Here is a 19,514-nt window from a genome sequence, read left to right as displayed (position 1 = left end):
TAAATGGAACTTCCTATAAAGCTTTCTAGAGATTCCAGGGTTCCCATCTACCACCAGATAGAAGGACAAATTAAAGCACTAATTGTTAGTGGTAAGTTACCAGCAGGTTCACCTCTTCCTTCCATTCGAGCACTTTCAAAAGATTTAGAGATCAGTGTCATTACTACTCGGCGTGCTTATCAAGATTTAGAGTACGGAGGCTTTATCAAAACAACGCAAGGAAAGGGAACTTTCGTTGCTGAAGTGGAGGTAAAAAAGATGGAGAAATTAGCTGTGTCATCTGTTTCTGAAGCGATTGAAAAAGGTGTAGAGACCGCTCTTCGACACAATTACTCAGTAGATGAAATTCGATCAGTGTTTGAAGAAGTGCTAGCAAGACTTAAAGATAACGATCGAGGTGGTAGTGAATGAAGCTTTGTACACAAATTGAAAGAGTAGAGAAAACAGTAGATGATTTCACAGTGGGTCCAATAGATTTAGATATTGAACTCGGTACGATTACGGCACTAATTGGTAACAACGGTGCAGGGAAAAGCACACTCATAAAAATGATGATGAACCTAGTGAAACCGGACAACGGCCTTCTGTTGCATTTTGGTACAAATATAAAGTCCAGCGAACATTGGAAACAAGATGTTGCATATCAACCACAATCTGTTTTAGGTTGTGATTTGTTAACTGGAAATCATCTAAGAGATTTAATGGCACCTTGGTATAAAAACTGGGATCAAGAAATGTTTATGAATCTTGTAAGAACTTTTGAAATCGACCTTAATAAACGTTTTGGAAAAATGTCTAAAGGCATGCAGCAAAAACTTAACATTGTTTTAGCTCTCTCTAAGAACACAAAACTTTTAATTTTAGATGAACCCACTGCCAATATGGATATTCCTTCAAAACAAAAATTAATGAACATCCTTGTGAATTGGATGGAAAGAGATGAGAGAGCGATCGTTATTGCTACCCACCAAGTTGATGATATTAAGAAGTTAGCAGATTATATCGTGATCATGAACGAAGGTAAAATATTAGGTAAATACGAAAAAGAAGAATTAGTGTACCGATACAAGCGCTATTGGTTTGAAGATGGGTTAGGGATTGAAAAGATTCCTGGTGAGATCGACCGTTTGAACGATCGCTTACTCATTTCTAATAATGTAGATCAAACAGACACATTCCTGAAGAAAAATGAAATAAAAATTATGCAATCAGAGATTTTAGAAGTAGAAGAAATTATTACTTACATGCTAATGGGGAGGTAAGAGAAGATGAGTGAGCGCATATTGAAAGTAGAGCGATTAGGGAAATCGTTTAAAGATAAGAGAATTATTTCGGATATCTCTTTTGAAGTACATCGTGGTGAAATCATGGGGATTCTTGGGCCAAATGGTGCTGGGAAATCTACAACGATCCGGAACATTATGGGCATTATGTATCCAGACGAAGGATCTATTCATTTTCATGGGAGTTCTGAAATTCCTCGTCATAAGATAGGCTATTTGCCTGAGGAAAGAGGTTTATATAAAAACGTAAATGTGATGGATATCTTGCTTTATTTCGCCGAACTTAAAGACTATCCACAAAAAAAGGCGAAGAAACGTGCTCTGGAGTATTTAGAAAAATTCGGACTTGCTGGTAAAGAGAACACAAAGGTAGAAGAGCTTTCAAAAGGGATGGGGCAAAAAGTTCAATTGATCGCGGCGATTATTCACGAACCAGAACTGCTTATTTTAGATGAACCATTTTCAGGTCTTGATCCTGTAAGTCAAGAAGTATTTAAAGAAGAAATTAAAGAACTTGCAGCCAATGGCACAGCAATTCTCCTGTCATCTCATCAGATGAACATGGTCGAAGAATTATGTGATCGATTATTTATGATACATCGAGGCAAGAAAGTGATTTATGGTGAGATGGAAGATGTAAAGAGGGAATACGCAAACTTCAAATGTACGATTATTGGTGACAACCCTGAAGAATTGTTGCGTAATATCCCCTCTGTTCATCGCGTTGAAAGTAAAGAGGATCGAGCGATTCTTTATTTAGAGCAAGACGTTCACATCCCGACCTGGCTTAGAGAGCTGCCAGTAGAGTTGAATGTATATGAATTAATAATCGATCGTGTATCTCTTCATGAAATTTTTATTGATATCGCTTCTGATAAAAACATGATTGTGAAAGAAGGTGTGAAGTATGCGTAACAGCTGGAAAGTTGCAAAGTGGGAACTTAAGCGGAACATGAAAAATAAATCGTTTATCATTTCACTCCTCTTGACACCGCTTTTATTTATCGTGTTCGCTAGTTTCCCTACACTCCTTGAAAAGCTGGAAGGAGAACCTGATTCAGAGAACGTTACAGTATATGTGAAGGATGAACTGAACCTTTTTGATAATATTGATTCATTGGTTAAGTCTCAAGATTTATCTTGGAAGATGGAAGAAGTAACAGGTGATTCAAAAAAGATACTCAAAGAGATAGAATCATCCGAAAACCAAGCTTATGTGGCATTGACAGATAATGCGGTAAAAACAGGAGAAGTGAAGGTTTTCACAAGTAATGAAATGCCTGACACCTTTTCAAGTGAAGTGCAGTTTCTACAAGAGCCACTGCGTCAGGTGAAATTTGATCAGCTTAACCTTTCTCCTGAAGTCGTTCAATCGATAACAAAAGGGATAGAGATCAAGTCAGAAGAAGCTTCAACACAAACTGATTCAGGCTCTCTAAATCCTTCAGATAAACAGAGTGCGGATGACAGCTCAATGGAACGCATCATCCCAGGAGCATTTGCTGGTATCGTCCTATTTTCAATCGTTATGACAGGTATGATGATCTTCCAGAGTGCCTCTCAAGAAAAGAAGGAAAAAGTAGCTGAGATTGTATTATCCTCCGTAACACCTGGAGACTTAATGCAAGGGAAAATCATTGGTTATTTCATATTAGGACTTGTTCAAGTAGGAACTTGGCTATTACTCGTTGTTCCGATTGCAGCATGGAGATATAAGCTACCAGTCATGGAATATCTCTTTGTACCGGAACTATTGCTCTTGCTAGCGATCTCTATAGCCGGTTACTTGATGTTTGCTGCTATTTTCGTTGGTATTGGTGCAACGGTTGAAGATATGACAGCTACAAGCAATTTTCAAGGAATCGTCATGATGCTGCCGTTTCTTCCGCTTATATTTCTCGGCCCTATTTTGGCAAACCCGAGCGGAATCATTGCTCAAGTTGCCACATATTTTCCACTTACATCTCCAAGCATCCTTATCCTTCGCCTTTCCTTATTGGATGAATGGCCGTGGGTTGAGATCATTATTGCATTAGTTATCTTATTAGCTAGTATTTGGCTGTTGATGAAATTAGCTGGAAAAGTGTTTAAGACAGGTATTTTACTTTATGGAAAAAATGCGACACCAAGTGAGATTTGGAAGTGGCTGCGCTACTAGACCGTTTATTGATGAGGACTCATTAAATTAATAAAAAATAAGAAAGGAGTTATGCCGATGACAAAATTATCTTATAGCGGTTTGAAGTATGGAGAAGCTGATGTTCAAATAAAAATAATGGTAGAAATACAAAATGATTGGTGTGAAATTACACACACCAATCAAGTGTCACAAGTAATGAATAAAACAACAGGTGAATATATCCAAGTGAATCGAAATACGTTAAAGTGTGAGATTGTTTCCTAATTAAATCTATTAAACTTTGTGTGACTGGACATACCAGTCACATTTTTTTGAATTTTAAGTGTCTTGAGGTTGCATATTTAGTCTTTTAACTAAAAGAGCATTATTCCGAAATGTATCATTTCTCTTCCCAGTTAAGAGGAGGCTTATTTAATTGTGGCTTGTATCCCAATTCTTTTGAGGCAGCCACAATGAACTCTTTTCTAAAGAAAAAGCTTCTGTGGTAAACAATCTTGTTATTTTCGACTTCTTGATATTGAATATCGTGTACAAGCTGACCTTGATCCGTTTCAGCCAATACCACAATGACATGTTTACCCCATAGCTCACATTCAATAGCATGATGTCCAGGTAAGCCGTATGAAAGTGACCCATTTATGATTTCCTCTTTGTTTACTTCTAGGAAACCTAATGATGCTTCGTAATGTGCTTGATCACTTATAAGAGTTAGCACTCCTTTTAGATCACCATGATTAAATGCCTTCAAATAGGCTTGTATCGTCTTTGATTGTTGAGGTGAATTTTCAAGCTTCGGTTTAATCGAATGATCTCTATTGGTTTGTAATTTATATTTCATTCTTCTCACTGAAGCATAAACAGCGCCAGGCGTTGTTTTTACGATACTCGCAACTTCATCAGCTTGAAAGCGAAAAATCTCCAAAAGAAGAAACACTGCAGTTTGTCGTGGGGAAAAAAGGGCATCTAATTTTACTAGAGCTTCTTCTAACTCCAGATTGTCCGACAATTCTTCAAAAGCTTCATTGTTTTCATGTAGTTCGCCGAGTGTTCTTTTTTCTTTTCGACACTGGTCGATCCAAGTGTTGGTTGCGATGCGAAATACATAGGATTTTAAGTTAGTTGGATGCCATCTTGTAAAAAGACCACCAAGTACTTTTAGTATCGTTTCTTGATACAAGTCTTCACCATCCCATGGTGAACCCGTAAGATATCTGCAATAATTCCATAGTGCATCACTGAAGTCTTGGATTTCTTCGTCTAGTTTTTGACGTAAATCATTGGACTGCGCGTGAAGAGTTTTCGTTAACTGAGACATGTTATTGCTCCCTTCTATTTACCGTTCACTATGTACAACGAATATTCTACTGGAAATTATACGCTTTTTACGAAATTTTTTAAAAAAGTTAGAAATGAAGTGTGTTATTGTTGAATTGGATAAAAGTTACAATTATATTATGTGAAGGAGTAAACTAGATGCAAAATGTAGTAACATCATTAAAGACTGTTGAATCCGATCAAGTAGGTATAATCATCTATTCAACGAAACTGCAAGAAGTTGTATGTTCATTTAATCCTGACTTGATCGTTCCTTTAGCTTCGGCCGCAAAAGTAGTAGTTGGATATTGCGTAACAAAATGGGTGGAGAGAGGCTTGTTTCATTGGAATGACTTAATTGAGGATTTTCAACTCGATAAAGAGGAGAACAGTGCCATATTATTTCCACATTTTCAAGGTATACTGTCTTTGTCTTTAGGTAATCTCGTTGAAGTGATGATCAAATGTCACGATAGTAAAGCTGCTGATAGCATTGTGAATTACTGTGGAGGGTGGGAAAAGGTAAATACAGAGATAAATAGATCTTACAAACACATAAATATTTCTTCAAATCCTCGGGATGTTGAAAATAAAGGGAGAATTAGTGAAGTTCTTTCTGTATTAATAGCTATTTTTGAAGGGTATCACCGTCATCCGCATTTATGGTTACCTGTTATGAATGGTCTAGTTCGACCTCAAGATCACTTTGAAGGGATTCCAAACCATATGTTGAATCACATGAGCGGAGGTTTAGAGAATTTAGTGGTGGATATAGGAATTTTAGGAGAATTTCATCAATATCCGTTGCTCTATGTACTAGGAGTTAATGATATCCCGAATCGTTATTCAAACACTTTATCTGATGAAAGAATAGTAGAGTCTATGAAGTTGTTGTACCACGAATACACCAAACAAAGACAAGAACAGATGACATAAGGAGAGATGTGATGAGTTACAAACTTCCTGATACATTCATTAAACAGATTACAGGTGTTCATGGAGAAAAGGCTAGTGAATGGTTAAGACATTTTGAAGAAATGCTCGCTGACTGCGAAAAAATCTATAATCTTCACATCCAACAGACTTTCAATCTTTCATACAATTTCGTTGCTCCGGCTTTAAGGAGTGATGGAAGTGAAGTGGTTTTAAAAATTGTGATCGATCAGAAAGAATTCGAAGCGGAATTACGCGCACTTCAACTTTTGTCTGGTGAAAGTACAGTTAAAGTGTTAGCGTTTGAGAAGGAACGAGGAATTATGATCCTTGAACGAATAAAGCCAGGACAAACATTAGCTGAAATAGAAGATGATGATCAGGCTACTATAATTGCTGCTAAAGTGATGAAAGTGTTAATGGCTCCTGCTTCAGCTGATACTAACCTCCCGACTGTACTTGATCGTGAGAATAGCTTGAAAAGAATCTATCAAAATTACAACGATTATCAACCGGTCTCAAATACTACCATCGAAGAAGCTTTATCCATTTTTAGAGAATTAAATCGTTCTATAGACAAACCTTATATACTTCATGGCGATCTTCACCACTACAATATACTAGCAAATGGAGATTCTTGGACTGTGATCGATCCTAAGGGTTTGATCGGAGACCGTGAATATGAGGTTGTTCAATATTTGCTGAATAAATTACCTGAACAGCGAATGGAAGAGATAACAGAAAAACGAATTGAAATTTTTGTAGATGTACTGAATCTGAATAAAGAACGAGTTTTGTTAAGAGCCTATTCACATGCTGTGTTAGCTACTTGTTGGACAATTGAAGATGGTCAAATGCAGGACAGCTTTTTAAATACCATTCAGGTCTTCAAAAACTTAGTGAGTAAATACAAAAATAATAACGCACTTCTCTAGATTGAGAAGTGCGTTTTTTGGTTGGGTTTTAAACCACTCTTATGACAACATTACCTTTCTTACGTCCAGTTTCAACGTATTCATGAGCTTCTGAAATTTGGTCTAGCTTATAATAACGATCGATGACGGGTATCATTTGACCAGATTCAATTCGTTTCTTTAAGAATTCTAGATCTTCTGTACGCTCTTTTGCAATACCTTGCCCATCAACGGTTACGAATTTACCGTTAGCTGTTAATGCATTTTGACTTTTAGACGTTGATGTTTTTCCTACAGCGTCAAAAATGATATCGTATTTTTTATCCGATTTTGTAAAATCCTCTCTTGTATAATCTACGACATGATCAGCTCCTAATGATTTAACCAGTTCTAGATTGGTTGAACCGCACACAGCTGTTACTTCAGTATCAAAAAACTTGGCAAGTTGGACAGCGGCTGTTCCTACAGCTCCAGAGGCACCATAAATCAGAACCTTTTGTCCGCTTTGAATCTTCCCTTTTCTTAAAAAATGCAGCGCTGTAGTCCCTCCAAAGGGAATGGCAGCGGCTTCTTCAAAAGTTACATTCTGTGGTTTATGTGTGACAATTCCGTCTTCAGGGAGGCATATATACTCTGCATGTGCGCCAAATCGCATTCCGGTCATGGCATACACGTCATCTCCTTTTTTAAACCGAGTAACACGTTGGCCAACTTCTTCTACAACTCCTGCTAATTCAACTCCTAAAATCGGTTTTCTCGGTTTTCGTATACCAAGGAATAAGCGCATCGGAAGCCAATATAATAGAGGACTATTAAAGCCACGAACTCTGACGTCCCCAGTTGTTACGGTAGTAGCATGGATTTTGATCAGTATCTCGTTTTCTTTAGGCGATGGTTTTGGAACTTGTTGTAGGCTAAGTACTTCTGGCGTACCATACTTCAGACATAATACAGCTTTCATAGTGAACCTCCTGTTAAATTCGTTTATTCATCTTATGTTGATGATTGAATTAAAAATGCTTTATAAGTTTGAAGGTATAAGAAGGAAAAATGAGTTTTTTAAGGAATGAAATATGAATCGCAGATTATAGACATAAACGGAGGACAGCTTATGAAGTCACTGAAACATTTTTTCTTTAAACGATCCAAAAACAATGTCGGAGAACTTTGTGGACTTATTGTGATCTTAACGATTATTCAATTTCTGGAATTTAAACGTATTTGGGATGAGCCCTTTTACTTCATCATTTTCATTTTAGGAAGTGGGACTTTGTATCGAATACTTGACGTATTCTTTGAAAAGATCCTTGGAGATAAAAACATAATTATAGGAAGCCGCTACACGTTCGTTACAGTTTTTGTATTTGTATTCGTAGTGAATATGTTTGAAAATCCGCTATGAAATTAACACTTTTTAATAGTTTTTTCACGGCAATTGCAATTGTGTTCATACAATATTTGTTTGAAAGAATGAAGTACAAAGGAACTCTATTGAAACTATTAATGATTGAAGTTATTATTTTTACGTTGATTATATTTTATGGGAGTAAATTATTAACTTAGTGGGTGAAAAAACATGCCGGCATACGGAAAATATCTTCTTTATATCGTTGAACATAAATTGAATGTTTTTATAGAATGCTGGAAGTTAGGACTTTATGTTCAAGCGTTTACACATGATCTATCTAAGCTTCATCCAGCTGAGTTTTTTACCTATGCAAAGAAATTTTATTCAGATGAGAAGCCAAGTGAAGTGGAATGGCAATATGCTTGGCTTCATCATCAACATCACAATAAACATCATTGGAATTATTGGGTGGTTGATCCGCTTAAAAAAGAAGCGGTTCCGATTCCCCGAAAGTATGTACTCGAGATGATCTGTGATTACAAATCGTTCTCAAGAAGATGGGGAAGGAAACGATCAGGACCCACCATTTCGGATCGTTTGATCGCCAATCTTCTAACGGATCGTGTAATTTTGCATCCGGACACAAGGAATGAATGTGCACAAATAATTGAAAAATTGGAACCCGAGAATGCTCAGAAATCAATCTGAGTATTTTTTATTCTCAGATCCTTTTTTCTTTTACTAATTTACTAATCCATTGTAGGCCGTAACCATAGTTTAGAAAAATCAACATATCCGAAATGCTTGATGTTCACGTTCATCAATTCAGTTGAAAAAGGAATATACCTTTTTTGATAATAAAGTGGAATCATAATGGCTTCATCAATAAGTTCTTTTTCGACTGCAATATTCAAATCGGTCCAATTCTCAAATGGTGTATGAACATATTGAGAAAGACGTTTTTGCCACCTCTTGTTTTTCCCTAAAATTAAAGGCAATGGAGCAAACCCATTTGTTAAGAAAAAATAGAAAGATAGATCTTGATTCAACTCGAAAATTTCACCATGTATAAACATGTCTGTTTGGTCAGTTAGTTGTTTATTAAAAATAGCGTCTTCAAACGATACTTTTATAACTTTAACTGGGATGTCATATTGAGCAAACGTGTCAAGAAGCCATCTGGAAACTTCTTCTGTATGCTCCGCTACCCTAATAATGAGAGGCTCTGTAAATTCAGGCCGGACTGCTTTAGGTATCGAATAGGGTAGGCGATTTCCAATCATACAGCTGTTGTCGTTTGGAATGGCTCTTGCCTCATACTCTGGTATTCTATGACGATTCATAGCGACAATGTGGTGGATGTATTGGCGTACTTCTGTTTTAGCTATCTGTGATCCTTTACGGTACGCATTCATGATAAGTACTCCAAATCCCGAATCACTCTCTACTTGAAAGGTTTCATGATGATCTGGTTCCATAGATGAGTGATAAACGATTGGAAAGTCTTTCGGAACTTTTACGAATTCAACCGCATCGAGTAATGGCCGCTCTTGAAAATGGTCTTTAAAAGCGACAAGCGTTGTTTTTTGGTCGGTGTCCACTTCGACTAAGAACCCTCCAGTTCCATATATTCTTCCTTTGCTTTCTTTGTATATACTCGAAGTCATTGTGCTTAACAATGGAAGAATATAGCTGCAGCCTCCAGGGTACAGAATATCGACCACGAGTGGCGCTTTAGAAACAATATCCTCTATCGGTGTCCATAACTCTCTGTTTTGCTCATGAAATCTTAGTTTCTCTAAACAGTTGATTACATCTGCTGCTGTTAGAACAGATCCGTCGTGAAAGCAGACGTCTTTTCTTAAATAAAGTCGTAGTTTCGTAGGTGAAACATCCCAGCTGTGAGCAAGTTCAGGTAGGATTTCTCCTTGATCGGTTAAAGATACGAGTCGGTTAAATACATTTGATACCATATTTGCGCTATGTGCATCTGCTGCATCTAAAGGGTGTAGAGTTCTAAACGGAAAGCGCTTTGGAACGACGAGTTTGTCTTTCGCTTTCTGTACGAAACCAAATTGGGTATGAAATTTGTTCATCAATCTTATCTTCGTATCCGTTGACCAATCATACATCAAATATTTACTGCTGATTTCAACCGGTTCATGATCCAACTTGAGAAGAACTTCATCTTCAAAGTTTTCTTCGATATTCTTCAACCATTGTAGTCGTGAAACATTTCCTCTTCCTCGACCTGGAGTAAAAGTTAACCATCCTTCATCGTTCCATTTCTTTAAATATCGGGTAGTTTGCTTTTGACTGATCTGAAGTACTTCAGCAATCTCTTCTGTTCGTATATGACCTGATGGAAAGTATCTCCATAGAATGAGAAGTTTGTTATCCATGTTCTCCTCCAGTTTAAAAGTAGACATGTTTTATTTAATTGTCCATTTTTATCATTTGTAGTCTATTTTAATATTACAATACAGAGAAGGAGGGGACAATATGGGATGGAGAGAATACCCCCAAAATATTAAAGTACGGTTGATCACATCGTTCTTTAATCGTGCCGTTTCATCGGCCGTCATGCCATTTATGGCCTTATTCTTTGCTACTGAAAAGGGCAAAGTTTGGGCAGGAACATTTTTAATTTTAACGGTTGTCATCGGATTTGTTGTAAATTTAATCGGTGGCTACATATCCGATCGTTTTCCAAGAAAGAAAGTGTTGATGACGACTTCTTGCTTAAATGCAATCATGTTTTTACTCATGACCGTTAGCTTACTTCCGGATCAAAATTGGATTCTGCTCTTCGCGATCGCTTATATTGGATTCATCATTACGAGCAGCTTAGGCAGACCTGCCATGCATGCGATCATCATGGATTCGACAACACCTGAAAATAGGAAAGAAGTATACACGCTTGATTATTGGATGATTAACTTGTCAATGGCGATAGGAGCCGCTTTAGGTGGATTGCTCTATGTGAGTCATCAGATTGAACTTTTCGTGATGTTGACCGTTACGTCAATCAGCATCCCTATTGCTTATGGAATTTGGCTGCGTGATGAGTTCACTGGTTTTCTGGAAAAAACACACGAGAATGTGTTTCTGGACTTGTTTCAAAACTACAGAGTGGCTTTAAAAGATTCAGCATTTGTTAAAGTCGTGATTGGTGGAACATTTATCTTTTCTGCAGAATTTACACTAAATAGCTATATTGGTATCCGTTTGGCTGAAACATTCGACTCTTTTCATATTGGTAACTTTGAGATCACTGGGGTTCGCATGCTCAGTATGCTAAACATTCAAAATATGTTGATGGTTGTTTGTTTCACGTTCTTGATCAACCGAATTATGGATCGTTTTTCTAAGAAGAATGCCTTATTGATTGGGTTGTTGTTATATGGGATCGGTTACGTGACCGTTACGTCAGCGAACGCTTGGTATGTTCTCCTTCTATTTAATGTAATCGCTACAATGGGTGAGTTGATCTACTCTCCAATTAAAGAAGCGGAAAAAGCAAACATGATACCTAGCGACAAGAGAGGATCATACTCTGCTTTTGCAAATGTTTCATTCAGTGGAGCTGATATGTTAGCACGTTCGACGATCATTTTAGGGGCTTTTTTAGTACCTATGATGATGAGTGTGTATATGGGTGTTGTGATCATGATCGGAGCCTTCTTCATGTATTCTGGACTCTTTTTAAGAGAGAAGACAAAAGAAAAAGCCTTGAAGAAAGAAGTAATTGCTCAAGTTGTGAAGTAATTGTAAGTGAGAACATAGTTTGCGCTATAAAACTGCAGTAAAAAAGCTTGGAATCTTTTCCAAGCTTTAATTTTTTATGAATTGGATTCTTTAACAGAAGCAATCTCGATCTTTTCAACAAACATGTTAAAAACGCTGCGTTTTTCTTCAAGCTTTTTTAGCTGCTGTTTCAACTCATTATACTTTTCCTCAAAAGGCTGTTGATAGGTCTTCTTAATGTTCTTAATCATTTCTTCGTTGATTGTGGATTGGATGACTTGTTTCGTGATTCCAAATTTATAAGAATAGAGTTGAAGTTCTGTTTTCACTTTTTCGTACTCTTCATCTATTTCTTTCTTTTGTTGCTCAATCTCATCTTTCCATTCAAGCAGAGCATCCTTTACATACGGCTCCATGTTTTGCCTCCTTACAGTGTTCGTGCTTCTGTCATTTCTTTTTTATGTACTCTATACACTATTAAGAGAGAACCATTCATTTATGGGGGTATTTTCACTCGTTGACTAAATTTTTCCATCAACCTATTATTGATTTAACCATGTAAGTAAAGAGCAGAAAGTATTTGTTAAATGAGCAGAGTAGAAGAAGCGATTAAAAGCAGATTCAAATGTAACAAGTGTAGCCATTCGCGTTGCAGAACAAAAGAACTAGCCATGACTGGTTCGGGTTTAAGTAAATTTCTCGACATTCAGCACAACCACTTTTTATTCGTGTCATGTAAAAATTGCGGATTTGTAGAGGTGTATGATCCTAATGTTCTTGAAGGAAAAAAAGGGCAGTTGGGATCTGTACTGGATCTTTTATTCGGATAAAAACTCTAAAAGAGGTGTTGTGAAGCATGCCGGTATTTGGATGGATTTTCCTTGTAATCGTGTTGGGCGGAATCATAGTTGGTTCTCTCGTTCATAAGTATCGTTACCGTAACATGAATCTCATCTATACTGCGTTTGGTCAGGAAAACTATTTTAATGTTACAGCTAAGCTCAAAGTAGATGGTGTGCCATATAAGGTGAGGATACCGGGGCAGGCATTTGGTGATAGAGAACGGTCAATCATTGATAACACGCAATACGACATTTACGTCAAGAAAGCAGATGCACATCTAGCAGCGGATGCTCTTAGAAAATAAGGGGATGAAAAGAAAGTGAAAACTTTAAATTATGTGAAAAGCCAAGAAGAACTGAGGCTTGTGCTCGGAACTCCAAGTCTTAGAGGGCAGAATAAAGTTATTTCTGAGATTGATGAACATTGCAAAGACTTTATCGCTCATTCACCATTTGTAATTTTAGCTACATCAGATCAGGAAGGAAACTGTGATAGTTCACCTAGAGGTGATGCCGCTGGCTTTGTACATGTGTTAGATGATCACCATCTCGTGATTCCAGATCGACCAGGGAATAAGCGGGTAGATTCAATGTTTAATATTCTCTCAAATCCGAAAGTAGGTTTACTGTTTCTAATACCAGGAATGGGCGAGACGCTGCGGATTAACGGTGAAGCTGCTATTATTAAAGATGAAGAAGTACTCGTAAATATGGCAGTGGGCGGAAAAGTTCCGAGTCTTGGAATTCTTGTAAAAGTAGAACAATGCTATATGCACTGTGGGAAAGCGTTTAAACGATCCGGACTTTGGGAACCTGAACGTTGGGAAATCAAAGAAGCTCTCCCTAACGCGGCAAAGATTCTAGCAGCTCATGTTAATCTACCTGAAATGACAGAAGAAAGAATTGCAAATGACCTAATAGAAGGCTATAAGAACAAGCTTTATTAGTTAGAAGTCTTATAGGAAACTTTTAAAAGCACTGCATGTACAGTGCTTTTAAAAGTTTATACCTTATTCTTTGGTTTTAACAACTCAAGTAATGAATCATCTAGTGTATATATTGAACTCTGCATTACGGTATGTATAAACAATTCTTTTAATAAAGAAGCGGATTCAACCAAATTGTCACACGTAATATCTTTTGGATAAGTTGAAAAGTATTTCTCTAGGAAGTTACTATTGAACGAGTCGTAAGATTTAAACTGATGAAGTTTTTTTTCCTCATTCAATGCCTGTACGATTAACGTATAATCTCTCATCGACTCTAGCACCTTTAGTGCATATACGAGATTCTTGCGCTTCAACTCTTTGTCTAATCTTATGTAACAATAAACAAATTCGAAAACAGGATCTTCGAAAGGAGCATACTTTACCGTTTTGTTTGAAAAAGTACGGTCCTCTTTTTCCATCTTCTCAGAGACTAAGCCTGTTTTGTCCAAAACTACTCTCCACAACGGAGATCTTACACTTAATAAATTCCTCGGAAGAATTGAAACATTGAATTCCAACGAGTTTTCTAGAATAACAATCAATAGATAAATATTTTTTGAAAACTGCTTCTCTTTGATGATAACGGGATTCAAACCTTTGTAAAAATGTTGAATATTATCTTTCGCTCTAATGACTTCATCCTCAGTGGACGAAGCTACCATTAAATCAATATCCGAGAATTCGTCTTTATAACCCGTTACACCTGAACCTAATTGAACAACACCTTCAACCATTGGTAGTACATTTAACATATCGATCGTACGCTGAAAATAAGAATCTCTCTCTGTTGGCGTATACATAAGACACCTCGCATTATTTATATCTTTTTATGTTAACATAATTTGTAAAACCCTATTATGTTTTTTATGTAATCACTATTTTCCTAAAGAGTATTGCGTCTACTTTAATCGTTGCTTTGAGTAGAAAGTGCCTGTAACGGAAATGAACAACTTCCAAAAGAGTTTACGAAACCAGCAAAGTAAAAAAACAATAGTTATCCGATCATCAAAATAACGGATAACTATTGCTAATGATAATTTTTAAAAAAGTGGTGGGACACTCTGAGGATGGTTAAATACATTCTCAGGATCATATTTTGTTTTTACTCTTTGCAGCCTAGCAAAGTTTGTTGCCCAATATGCTTTTCCGAAGTTCTGAATGTTTTCATCTGGGACGTTTACATAAGAACCTATTGTATAAGGTTTTAACTGCTGACGCACAGATTCGACTGATGCAAGACTACTCGCTTCTTCAGATTTATCAACCCATGTTGCGTTCCATTCTGTGTAAAACAAAGGATCTCGCCAATAGAAGGCTGTTTTGTCTTTAGGCACGCTGCTTATCGCACCGCCCCAATTGGTAAAATAGAAATTAGATTCTGTTCCAGGTGCTTCTTCTAAAAATTGTTTCATTACCTTAATCGGTTCTTCTGGCCAAAGATTAGTCGCCCAAGAAGATGAGAATTTAAAGTTTTGATCAGCATAAGGTGGCTCAGGTGGGTCAAGGAAATCTATACAATCTGGGTAGAAGAGCGTTTCTATGACTACTTCCGAAGGTGTCCCAGCATTAAGTAAAGGTTGTATGATTTGAATCAATTCAGGTCTTGAACCTAAGAAAAGGCCGGTTACCTGACATAATCCATTTACTTTGCTATAGATCTCTATATAGCTGCCTAATCGTGAATCTACAAATGGCATTAAATTCTGCCATGCTTCAAATACGGTTTCGAGCTGTTCCCATGGCCAAATAATGTTAAAGACCGTTGCGGTTTCAGGTGCACGATGTACTTTGAATGTGTACTCCGTGTTATACCCAAACGTACCGCCACCGCCTCCTCTAGAAGCCCAAAACAAGTCTTCGTTGCAAGTTGGACTAGCTTTTAGAATCCGTCCTTTTGCATCAACTGTCTCAAGTGCAAGAAGGTTATCAGATATTACACCAATTGTACGTGAGAGTAATCCGAATCCTCCACCGGTTGTTATACCACCGATTCCAACAGTCGGACTATCGCCAAACACCGCCATGAAACCTTCTTTAGCAAGACCTTTTACAAGAGGTCCCACTCGAATTCCAGGTTGAACAGTAGCAATTCCCTTTTTCTTATCTAAGTGCACTTTATCCATATCACCTGTGTCGATAACGATTCCACCCTTTACAACATTGAACTCTTTGTCTAGAGCATGTCGGCCACTTCTGACCCTTAAGGGAACATCGTTCTCTCGAGCCCATTTAATTGCATTACTGACGTCACATGCATTCTGTGCGAATACGAATACAAGAGGATATGTGTTGACATAAGGGTTCCAGTTTCGAACGGCTTCCTTATAGCCCGGGTCACCTTTAAAGATTATTCTTCCTGTTAACTCTGTAGATCCCATTAATTCCACTCCCGGCAAAGACATATTTGTAGTTATATAAATGTATGCAGGAAATGAATAGTCGGTTAAAATCTTTTATTAAACCGAGCTCAGTCAGAAACAGATATAAGGATTGTCCTAGAAAAAGTATAGATAGTAAGTTAAAAAAAGTGACGAATAAGGGAATGCTATAACTAGAATTAGAAATATGTTAAGGGTAGATTAAAGCAGTTCATTTGGTGAAAAAATATCTACATGATATCATTTTCAATTATAGTTTTAGAAAAGGAGGGGAACCGTGCAACGAATATATAACAAGCACCATTGGTTAGCGAAAATGGTAGCAGCTGACCCTGGATATGTGCGGTTGCAAAAAGCAGGAAGGGCGACTGCTAGTTTAATTCTTGCTGTATTCACGACCCTTCTTATCATGCGATACACCGGTCACTCTGGACGCATCACACCAGCTATTGTTTCCGGTATGCTAGGGCTGATGGGCATCATGGTCGTTATGGATGATACAAAACAAGAGATGCGAATAACCACGCTATGGCTCGGAGTTTCTGCTATGTTTGGCATTACGATTGGTTCTCTTGTCGCAAACAATGCGTATTACATAGATGCAGTTTTAGTGTTAAGTGTCTTTAGCAGTTTTTATTTCTCAAGATTTGGTACACGTTATTTTTCCTTGTTCATGATCTTCTTTATGACCGTTTATTTTTCCTCTGTTTTAAAGTTATCCAGTGACCAGTTGCCGTGGTTTTATGTTGGAATATGGTTCGGTGTAGCTTATGCCTTTATCCTTAATTTCTTCTTGTTTCAAGATACGGCGAAAAATTTAAAACGAAGTATTCATTCGTTTCATATACAAAGCAACCTGACTCTTAACCTCCTTATCGAAGCGATGCAAGATAAAGAATCAAGCCTTAAACGTAAGGAAGAATTAGAGAAGAACGTTTCCAAGCTAAGAGAATATGCATTAATTGTTTCTGGTTATATCACCGAGCATGATGTAAAAAAAATATGGCCAGGTCTCTTACCAAGTCAACTTCGGCTTTACGTTTTTGATACGGGTATGTTGATTGAAACGTTAGTGGATTCGGTACGAGGATTGAAAAAGGCAGATGCTCTTCAAGTAGATGAGATTAAGCAACTTCTCATTGCTGTGACGGTTGCTGTTCGTGATGTCGAGGTACTCGCTCCACATGTGAAAGAGCAAAATATTCTTCCTGCTGAAAAATCGGTTCAGCAACTTCGCAGATTAATCATGAAACTTTTTGAACAAGAAGCGCCTCCAAAAGGGTGGATCTATCTTATCCGCCGAATTGAATCGATCGCTAATCACGTGATAGAAGGTGCTGTAACGATACAACAATCTCTCTATTCTCAATCGGAAGATAAAAAAGAAGAAGAGACCGTCGATAAAGTGGGCGAAGAAGATACGAAAACAGAGGACAAAGTGTTAAAGCCGTCTACTAAAAAAGCATATCAAGCACTCTTAGCAGCAATTCTATCTATTATTGTTGGTTTGATCATCTCACCTGCACAGCCCTATTGGGTTCTTCTTACAGCATTTGTCGTACTACTTGGGACTGAGTCCATCGGACGGATTTATACGAAAGGATATCAGCGTTCTTTAGGCACGATTATAGGGGCAGTTATCGGTTTTGTCCTTGCTAAACTTCTTTCCGGACAGACCGTTTTGGAAGTCATCTTTCTTTTTGTGGTTGTTTTTCTAGCCTTCTATTTAATGACGGTTTCGTACACATTGATGAGTGTGTTTATCACTATGTTGATCGCTTTTATGTACGATCTTTTATTAGGTGGCATTACGTTTTCACTGATTGGATCCAGAGTTCTTGATACGATTGCAGGGGCATCCATAGCGTTAGCTGTCTCTTATTTGATCTTTCCGAAGAAAACGAAAGTAAAAGTTGCTGAATCGATCAACGAATTCTTAGAAGAACTTGCTCCTTTTGTGACCGAGTACGTGAGAGGATTTAGAGAAGATGTAAATGTTAAGAATTTGTCCGAAAGTGCGTTTAAGCTGGATTTAAAACTTCAGGCGATCAGGGATGAAGCGCAATCCTTTCTCCAACGCCCAGGATCACCGATTTACGCTGATATGGTAAGTTGGATGACAAGGTTAGCTGCTATCAATTATTACGCAAAACATTTGGTCGCTTCTGCTTACAGAAAAGGATTTGATTATCCTGAAGAACTGCTCGAAGGTTTTATTCAAATCGAGACGAAAATAAAGAACAATATTGATTCATTATCTAATCTTGTAACAGAGAATGAAGGTGAATTTGTTCTTCAAACTTTAGAAGAAGAACGAGAGAAGTTCGAGCGACTTGCGCCTAGCCGTAAGCAATCTCAGCGTGATCTAATTCATCACCTCTATTATATATGGCGCATCAACCAATCCATTGTTGAGTTAGGAAATGAGTTGGGAGGAGTAATAGAGAACCATAATCGAAATAAATAATGGATGAAAAACGAGATAAAGCTGACAACAAGCTTGCGTTGATTGATAATAAAACGTTTGAGTCAGGTTTGGTATAGGTAAGCTATAATGTGTTATTGAACCGAGCAGCAACTTTTAAAGTTGCTGCTTTTCATTATTCATGAGGGAATCTTGAAGGAATCACATAAAAGATAAAGAAGTTACTCTGAGCATAGATAGGAGGTAGAATATTAATGAAATCGTTGAAATCAACAGATATTCAAAGAGCATCTGGAGAAGATCTGCAAATGATTATGAGTCTATTAAAAGATTGTGCACAATGGTTGAAAGATAGAAATATTGATCAATGGAGATTTTTGCTCGGTGGTGGTGAAGATACAGAGATCAAACGTGCAATTCAGAGAAACCATACATACAAGGTTACATGGAATGAACAACTGGTTGCTACATTTACCTTATCACCAGAACAAACAGAGTGGGACGAGCATATATTCGGTAAAGATGAAGTCCATGCTTCTCTCTATATACACCGATTAGCTGTGCGTCCGTCTTTTATGAATAAGGGGATTGGTAAAGAAATTGTGAATTGGATTCAAGCAAATGTTGAACATGGTAGAGAGTATATCAAGTTAGATTGTGTTGCAAATAATATTAAACTAAACCAGTTTTATGTTGAAAATGGATTTGAATATATAGGTGAGTTTGATAATCATAGTAAATATATGAAACCCCTTTTTAGGAGGAAAGATGAGAGGAACTTTTAATCAGTTTTACAAAGAATTTATTAAAAATTGGAGTACCTTTTCTATCAAAGGTATAGAGGATGTAATTTCGTCAAAATACACAGCTCGGGAAATTAGAGGCAAGGATGTTTATGATTTTGGCTATGAAGAATCGATTGATGGATGGAATCATGCATTTAAGGAATTAAGTGAAAAGCAAGCAACGTGGATTCTAAAAGAAGACGTAATCTTAACTTTAAAAGATGATGAAGTGATGGCAATTCTTTGGGCATCTCTAATTATTGATGATAAACCAATTGAAACGGCTAGTTTATTTTTCCAGACTTTTAGATGGGAAAATGATTGCTGGAAATTAGTTAGAAGTTACATAGAGGCAGGGATATCGATAGAAAAGATGTTGAGTTTAGAGATCACCTTAAAAGAAAGGTAAGATTCGG

Annotated in this window: 22 protein-coding genes; 16 read left to right on the top strand and 6 right to left on the bottom strand. The window is 37.3% G+C overall.

Annotated elements, in window-relative coordinates:
• Positions 1–3 precede the first annotated feature (3 nt).
• The 5 genes from IHV10_RS07800 to IHV10_RS07780 are packed head-to-tail and all read left to right on the top strand — an operon-like array spanning position 4 to position 3,687.
• Positions 4–411 (top strand): GntR family transcriptional regulator, encoded by a 408-nt coding sequence (locus tag IHV10_RS07800; protein WP_066394544.1) that lies wholly within the window; start codon positions 4–6, stop codon positions 409–411.
• A complete protein-coding gene (locus IHV10_RS07795; RefSeq protein WP_197128038.1) occupies positions 408–1,262 on the top strand; it encodes an ATP-binding cassette domain-containing protein in 855 nt (284 codons plus the stop codon). The genes IHV10_RS07800 and IHV10_RS07795 overlap by 4 nt, the downstream gene beginning before the upstream one ends.
• Positions 1,263–1,268: 6 nt before the next feature.
• Entirely contained in the window at positions 1,269–2,198 is a 930-nt protein-coding gene (locus tag IHV10_RS07790; protein ID WP_197128037.1) for an ABC transporter ATP-binding protein, read from the top strand.
• A complete protein-coding gene (locus IHV10_RS07785; RefSeq protein ID WP_197128036.1) occupies positions 2,191–3,441 on the top strand; it encodes an ABC transporter permease in 1,251 nt (416 codons plus the stop codon). Before IHV10_RS07790 ends, IHV10_RS07785 begins: the two co-directional genes overlap by 8 nt.
• Positions 3,442–3,498: 57 nt before the next feature.
• The gene (locus IHV10_RS07780; protein ID WP_197128035.1) at positions 3,499–3,687 is read left to right on the top strand and encodes a hypothetical protein; all 189 of its coding nucleotides are present in this window, start codon (positions 3,499–3,501) and stop codon (positions 3,685–3,687) included.
• Positions 3,688–3,802: 115 nt separating this feature from the next.
• Here the strand turns inward: IHV10_RS07780 and IHV10_RS07775 are convergent, their stop codons facing one another.
• Positions 3,803–4,738 (bottom strand): RNA polymerase sigma factor, encoded by a 936-nt coding sequence (locus IHV10_RS07775; protein ID WP_197128034.1) that lies wholly within the window; start codon positions 4,736–4,738, stop codon positions 3,803–3,805.
• A 158-nt stretch (positions 4,739–4,896) separates the two neighbouring features.
• Here IHV10_RS07775 and IHV10_RS07770 point away from each other — a divergent pair, with 158 nt between their 5' ends.
• A complete protein-coding gene (locus IHV10_RS07770) occupies positions 4,897–5,673 on the top strand; it encodes a serine hydrolase (protein WP_197128033.1) in 777 nt (258 codons plus the stop codon).
• An 11-nt stretch (positions 5,674–5,684) separates the two neighbouring features.
• On the top strand, positions 5,685–6,605 hold the full coding sequence (locus IHV10_RS07765) for an aminoglycoside phosphotransferase family protein (RefSeq protein ID WP_197128032.1): 921 nt from the start codon (positions 5,685–5,687) through the stop codon (positions 6,603–6,605).
• Positions 6,606–6,633: 28 nt separating this feature from the next.
• Here IHV10_RS07765 and IHV10_RS07760 read toward each other — a convergent pair whose 3' ends face one another.
• Complete coding sequence (locus tag IHV10_RS07760) at positions 6,634–7,545, bottom strand: NAD(P)-dependent alcohol dehydrogenase (protein ID WP_197128031.1); 912 nt, start codon at positions 7,543–7,545, stop codon at positions 6,634–6,636.
• A gap of 150 nt (positions 7,546–7,695) precedes the next feature.
• Here IHV10_RS07760 and IHV10_RS07755 point away from each other — a divergent pair, with 150 nt between their 5' ends.
• Both IHV10_RS07755 and IHV10_RS07750 read left to right on the top strand, forming a co-directional pair.
• Positions 7,696–7,986 carry a hypothetical protein gene (locus tag IHV10_RS07755; protein ID WP_197128030.1) on the top strand — a complete coding sequence of 97 codons (291 nt, stop codon included), beginning with the start codon at positions 7,696–7,698 and terminating at the stop codon, positions 7,984–7,986.
• A 174-nt stretch (positions 7,987–8,160) separates the two neighbouring features.
• Positions 8,161–8,640, top strand: a complete 480-nt coding sequence (locus IHV10_RS07750; protein WP_197128029.1) for a DUF5662 family protein — start codon at positions 8,161–8,163, stop codon at positions 8,638–8,640.
• 41 nt (positions 8,641–8,681) lie between these two features.
• Here the strand turns inward: IHV10_RS07750 and IHV10_RS07745 are convergent, their stop codons facing one another.
• Positions 8,682–10,334 carry an ABC transporter substrate-binding protein gene (locus tag IHV10_RS07745; RefSeq protein ID WP_197128028.1) on the bottom strand — a complete coding sequence of 551 codons (1,653 nt, stop codon included), beginning with the start codon at positions 10,332–10,334 and terminating at the stop codon, positions 8,682–8,684.
• Positions 10,335–10,434: 100 nt separating this feature from the next.
• Between IHV10_RS07745 and IHV10_RS07740 the strand changes: the two genes are divergently transcribed.
• Positions 10,435–11,700, top strand: coding sequence for an MDR family MFS transporter (locus IHV10_RS07740; protein WP_197128027.1), 1,266 nt, complete (start codon positions 10,435–10,437; stop codon positions 11,698–11,700).
• A 74-nt stretch (positions 11,701–11,774) separates the two neighbouring features.
• On the opposite strand, the gene IHV10_RS07735 is transcribed toward IHV10_RS07740, so the two are convergent.
• The gene (locus tag IHV10_RS07735; RefSeq protein ID WP_197128026.1) at positions 11,775–12,095 is read right to left on the bottom strand and encodes a hypothetical protein; all 321 of its coding nucleotides are present in this window, start codon (positions 12,093–12,095) and stop codon (positions 11,775–11,777) included.
• A 171-nt stretch (positions 12,096–12,266) separates the two neighbouring features.
• Between IHV10_RS07735 and IHV10_RS07730 the strand changes: the two genes are divergently transcribed.
• Genes IHV10_RS07730 through IHV10_RS07720 form a run of 3 tightly spaced genes read left to right on the top strand, consistent with a single transcriptional unit; the run spans position 12,267 to position 13,468 of the window.
• Entirely contained in the window at positions 12,267–12,509 is a 243-nt protein-coding gene (locus tag IHV10_RS07730) for a zinc ribbon domain-containing protein (RefSeq protein WP_197128025.1), read from the top strand.
• A 26-nt stretch (positions 12,510–12,535) separates the two neighbouring features.
• The gene (locus tag IHV10_RS07725) at positions 12,536–12,826 is read left to right on the top strand and encodes a hypothetical protein (protein WP_197128024.1); all 291 of its coding nucleotides are present in this window, start codon (positions 12,536–12,538) and stop codon (positions 12,824–12,826) included.
• Between the two features lie 15 nt (positions 12,827–12,841).
• Positions 12,842–13,468 carry a pyridoxamine 5'-phosphate oxidase family protein gene (locus IHV10_RS07720; RefSeq protein ID WP_197128023.1) on the top strand — a complete coding sequence of 209 codons (627 nt, stop codon included), beginning with the start codon at positions 12,842–12,844 and terminating at the stop codon, positions 13,466–13,468.
• Between the two features lie 56 nt (positions 13,469–13,524).
• On the opposite strand, the gene IHV10_RS07715 is transcribed toward IHV10_RS07720, so the two are convergent.
• Entirely contained in the window at positions 13,525–14,310 is a 786-nt protein-coding gene (locus IHV10_RS07715; protein WP_197128022.1) for an aminoglycoside 6-adenylyltransferase, read from the bottom strand.
• A gap of 240 nt (positions 14,311–14,550) precedes the next feature.
• The gene (locus IHV10_RS07710) at positions 14,551–15,888 is read right to left on the bottom strand and encodes an FAD-binding oxidoreductase (protein ID WP_197128021.1); all 1,338 of its coding nucleotides are present in this window, start codon (positions 15,886–15,888) and stop codon (positions 14,551–14,553) included.
• A gap of 277 nt (positions 15,889–16,165) precedes the next feature.
• Here IHV10_RS07710 and IHV10_RS07705 point away from each other — a divergent pair, with 277 nt between their 5' ends.
• The 3 genes from IHV10_RS07705 to IHV10_RS07695 all read left to right on the top strand — a co-directional run bounded on the left by IHV10_RS07705 (position 16,166) and on the right by IHV10_RS07695 (position 19,507).
• Positions 16,166–18,355, top strand: coding sequence for an FUSC family protein (locus IHV10_RS07705; RefSeq protein ID WP_370629649.1), 2,190 nt, complete (start codon positions 16,166–16,168; stop codon positions 18,353–18,355).
• Positions 18,356–18,567: 212 nt separating this feature from the next.
• Positions 18,568–19,098 carry a GNAT family N-acetyltransferase gene (locus IHV10_RS07700; RefSeq protein ID WP_197128020.1) on the top strand — a complete coding sequence of 177 codons (531 nt, stop codon included), beginning with the start codon at positions 18,568–18,570 and terminating at the stop codon, positions 19,096–19,098.
• Positions 19,082–19,507, top strand: coding sequence for a flavoprotein (locus IHV10_RS07695; protein ID WP_197128019.1), 426 nt, complete (start codon positions 19,082–19,084; stop codon positions 19,505–19,507). The genes IHV10_RS07700 and IHV10_RS07695 overlap by 17 nt, the downstream gene beginning before the upstream one ends.
• Positions 19,508–19,514 lie beyond the last annotated feature (7 nt).

Source organism: Fictibacillus sp. 5RED26 (assembly GCF_015903895.1).
Classification (GTDB): domain Bacteria; phylum Bacillota; class Bacilli; order Bacillales; family Fictibacillaceae; genus Fictibacillus; species Fictibacillus phosphorivorans.
This window is presented reverse-complemented; position numbering and strand designations above follow the sequence as displayed.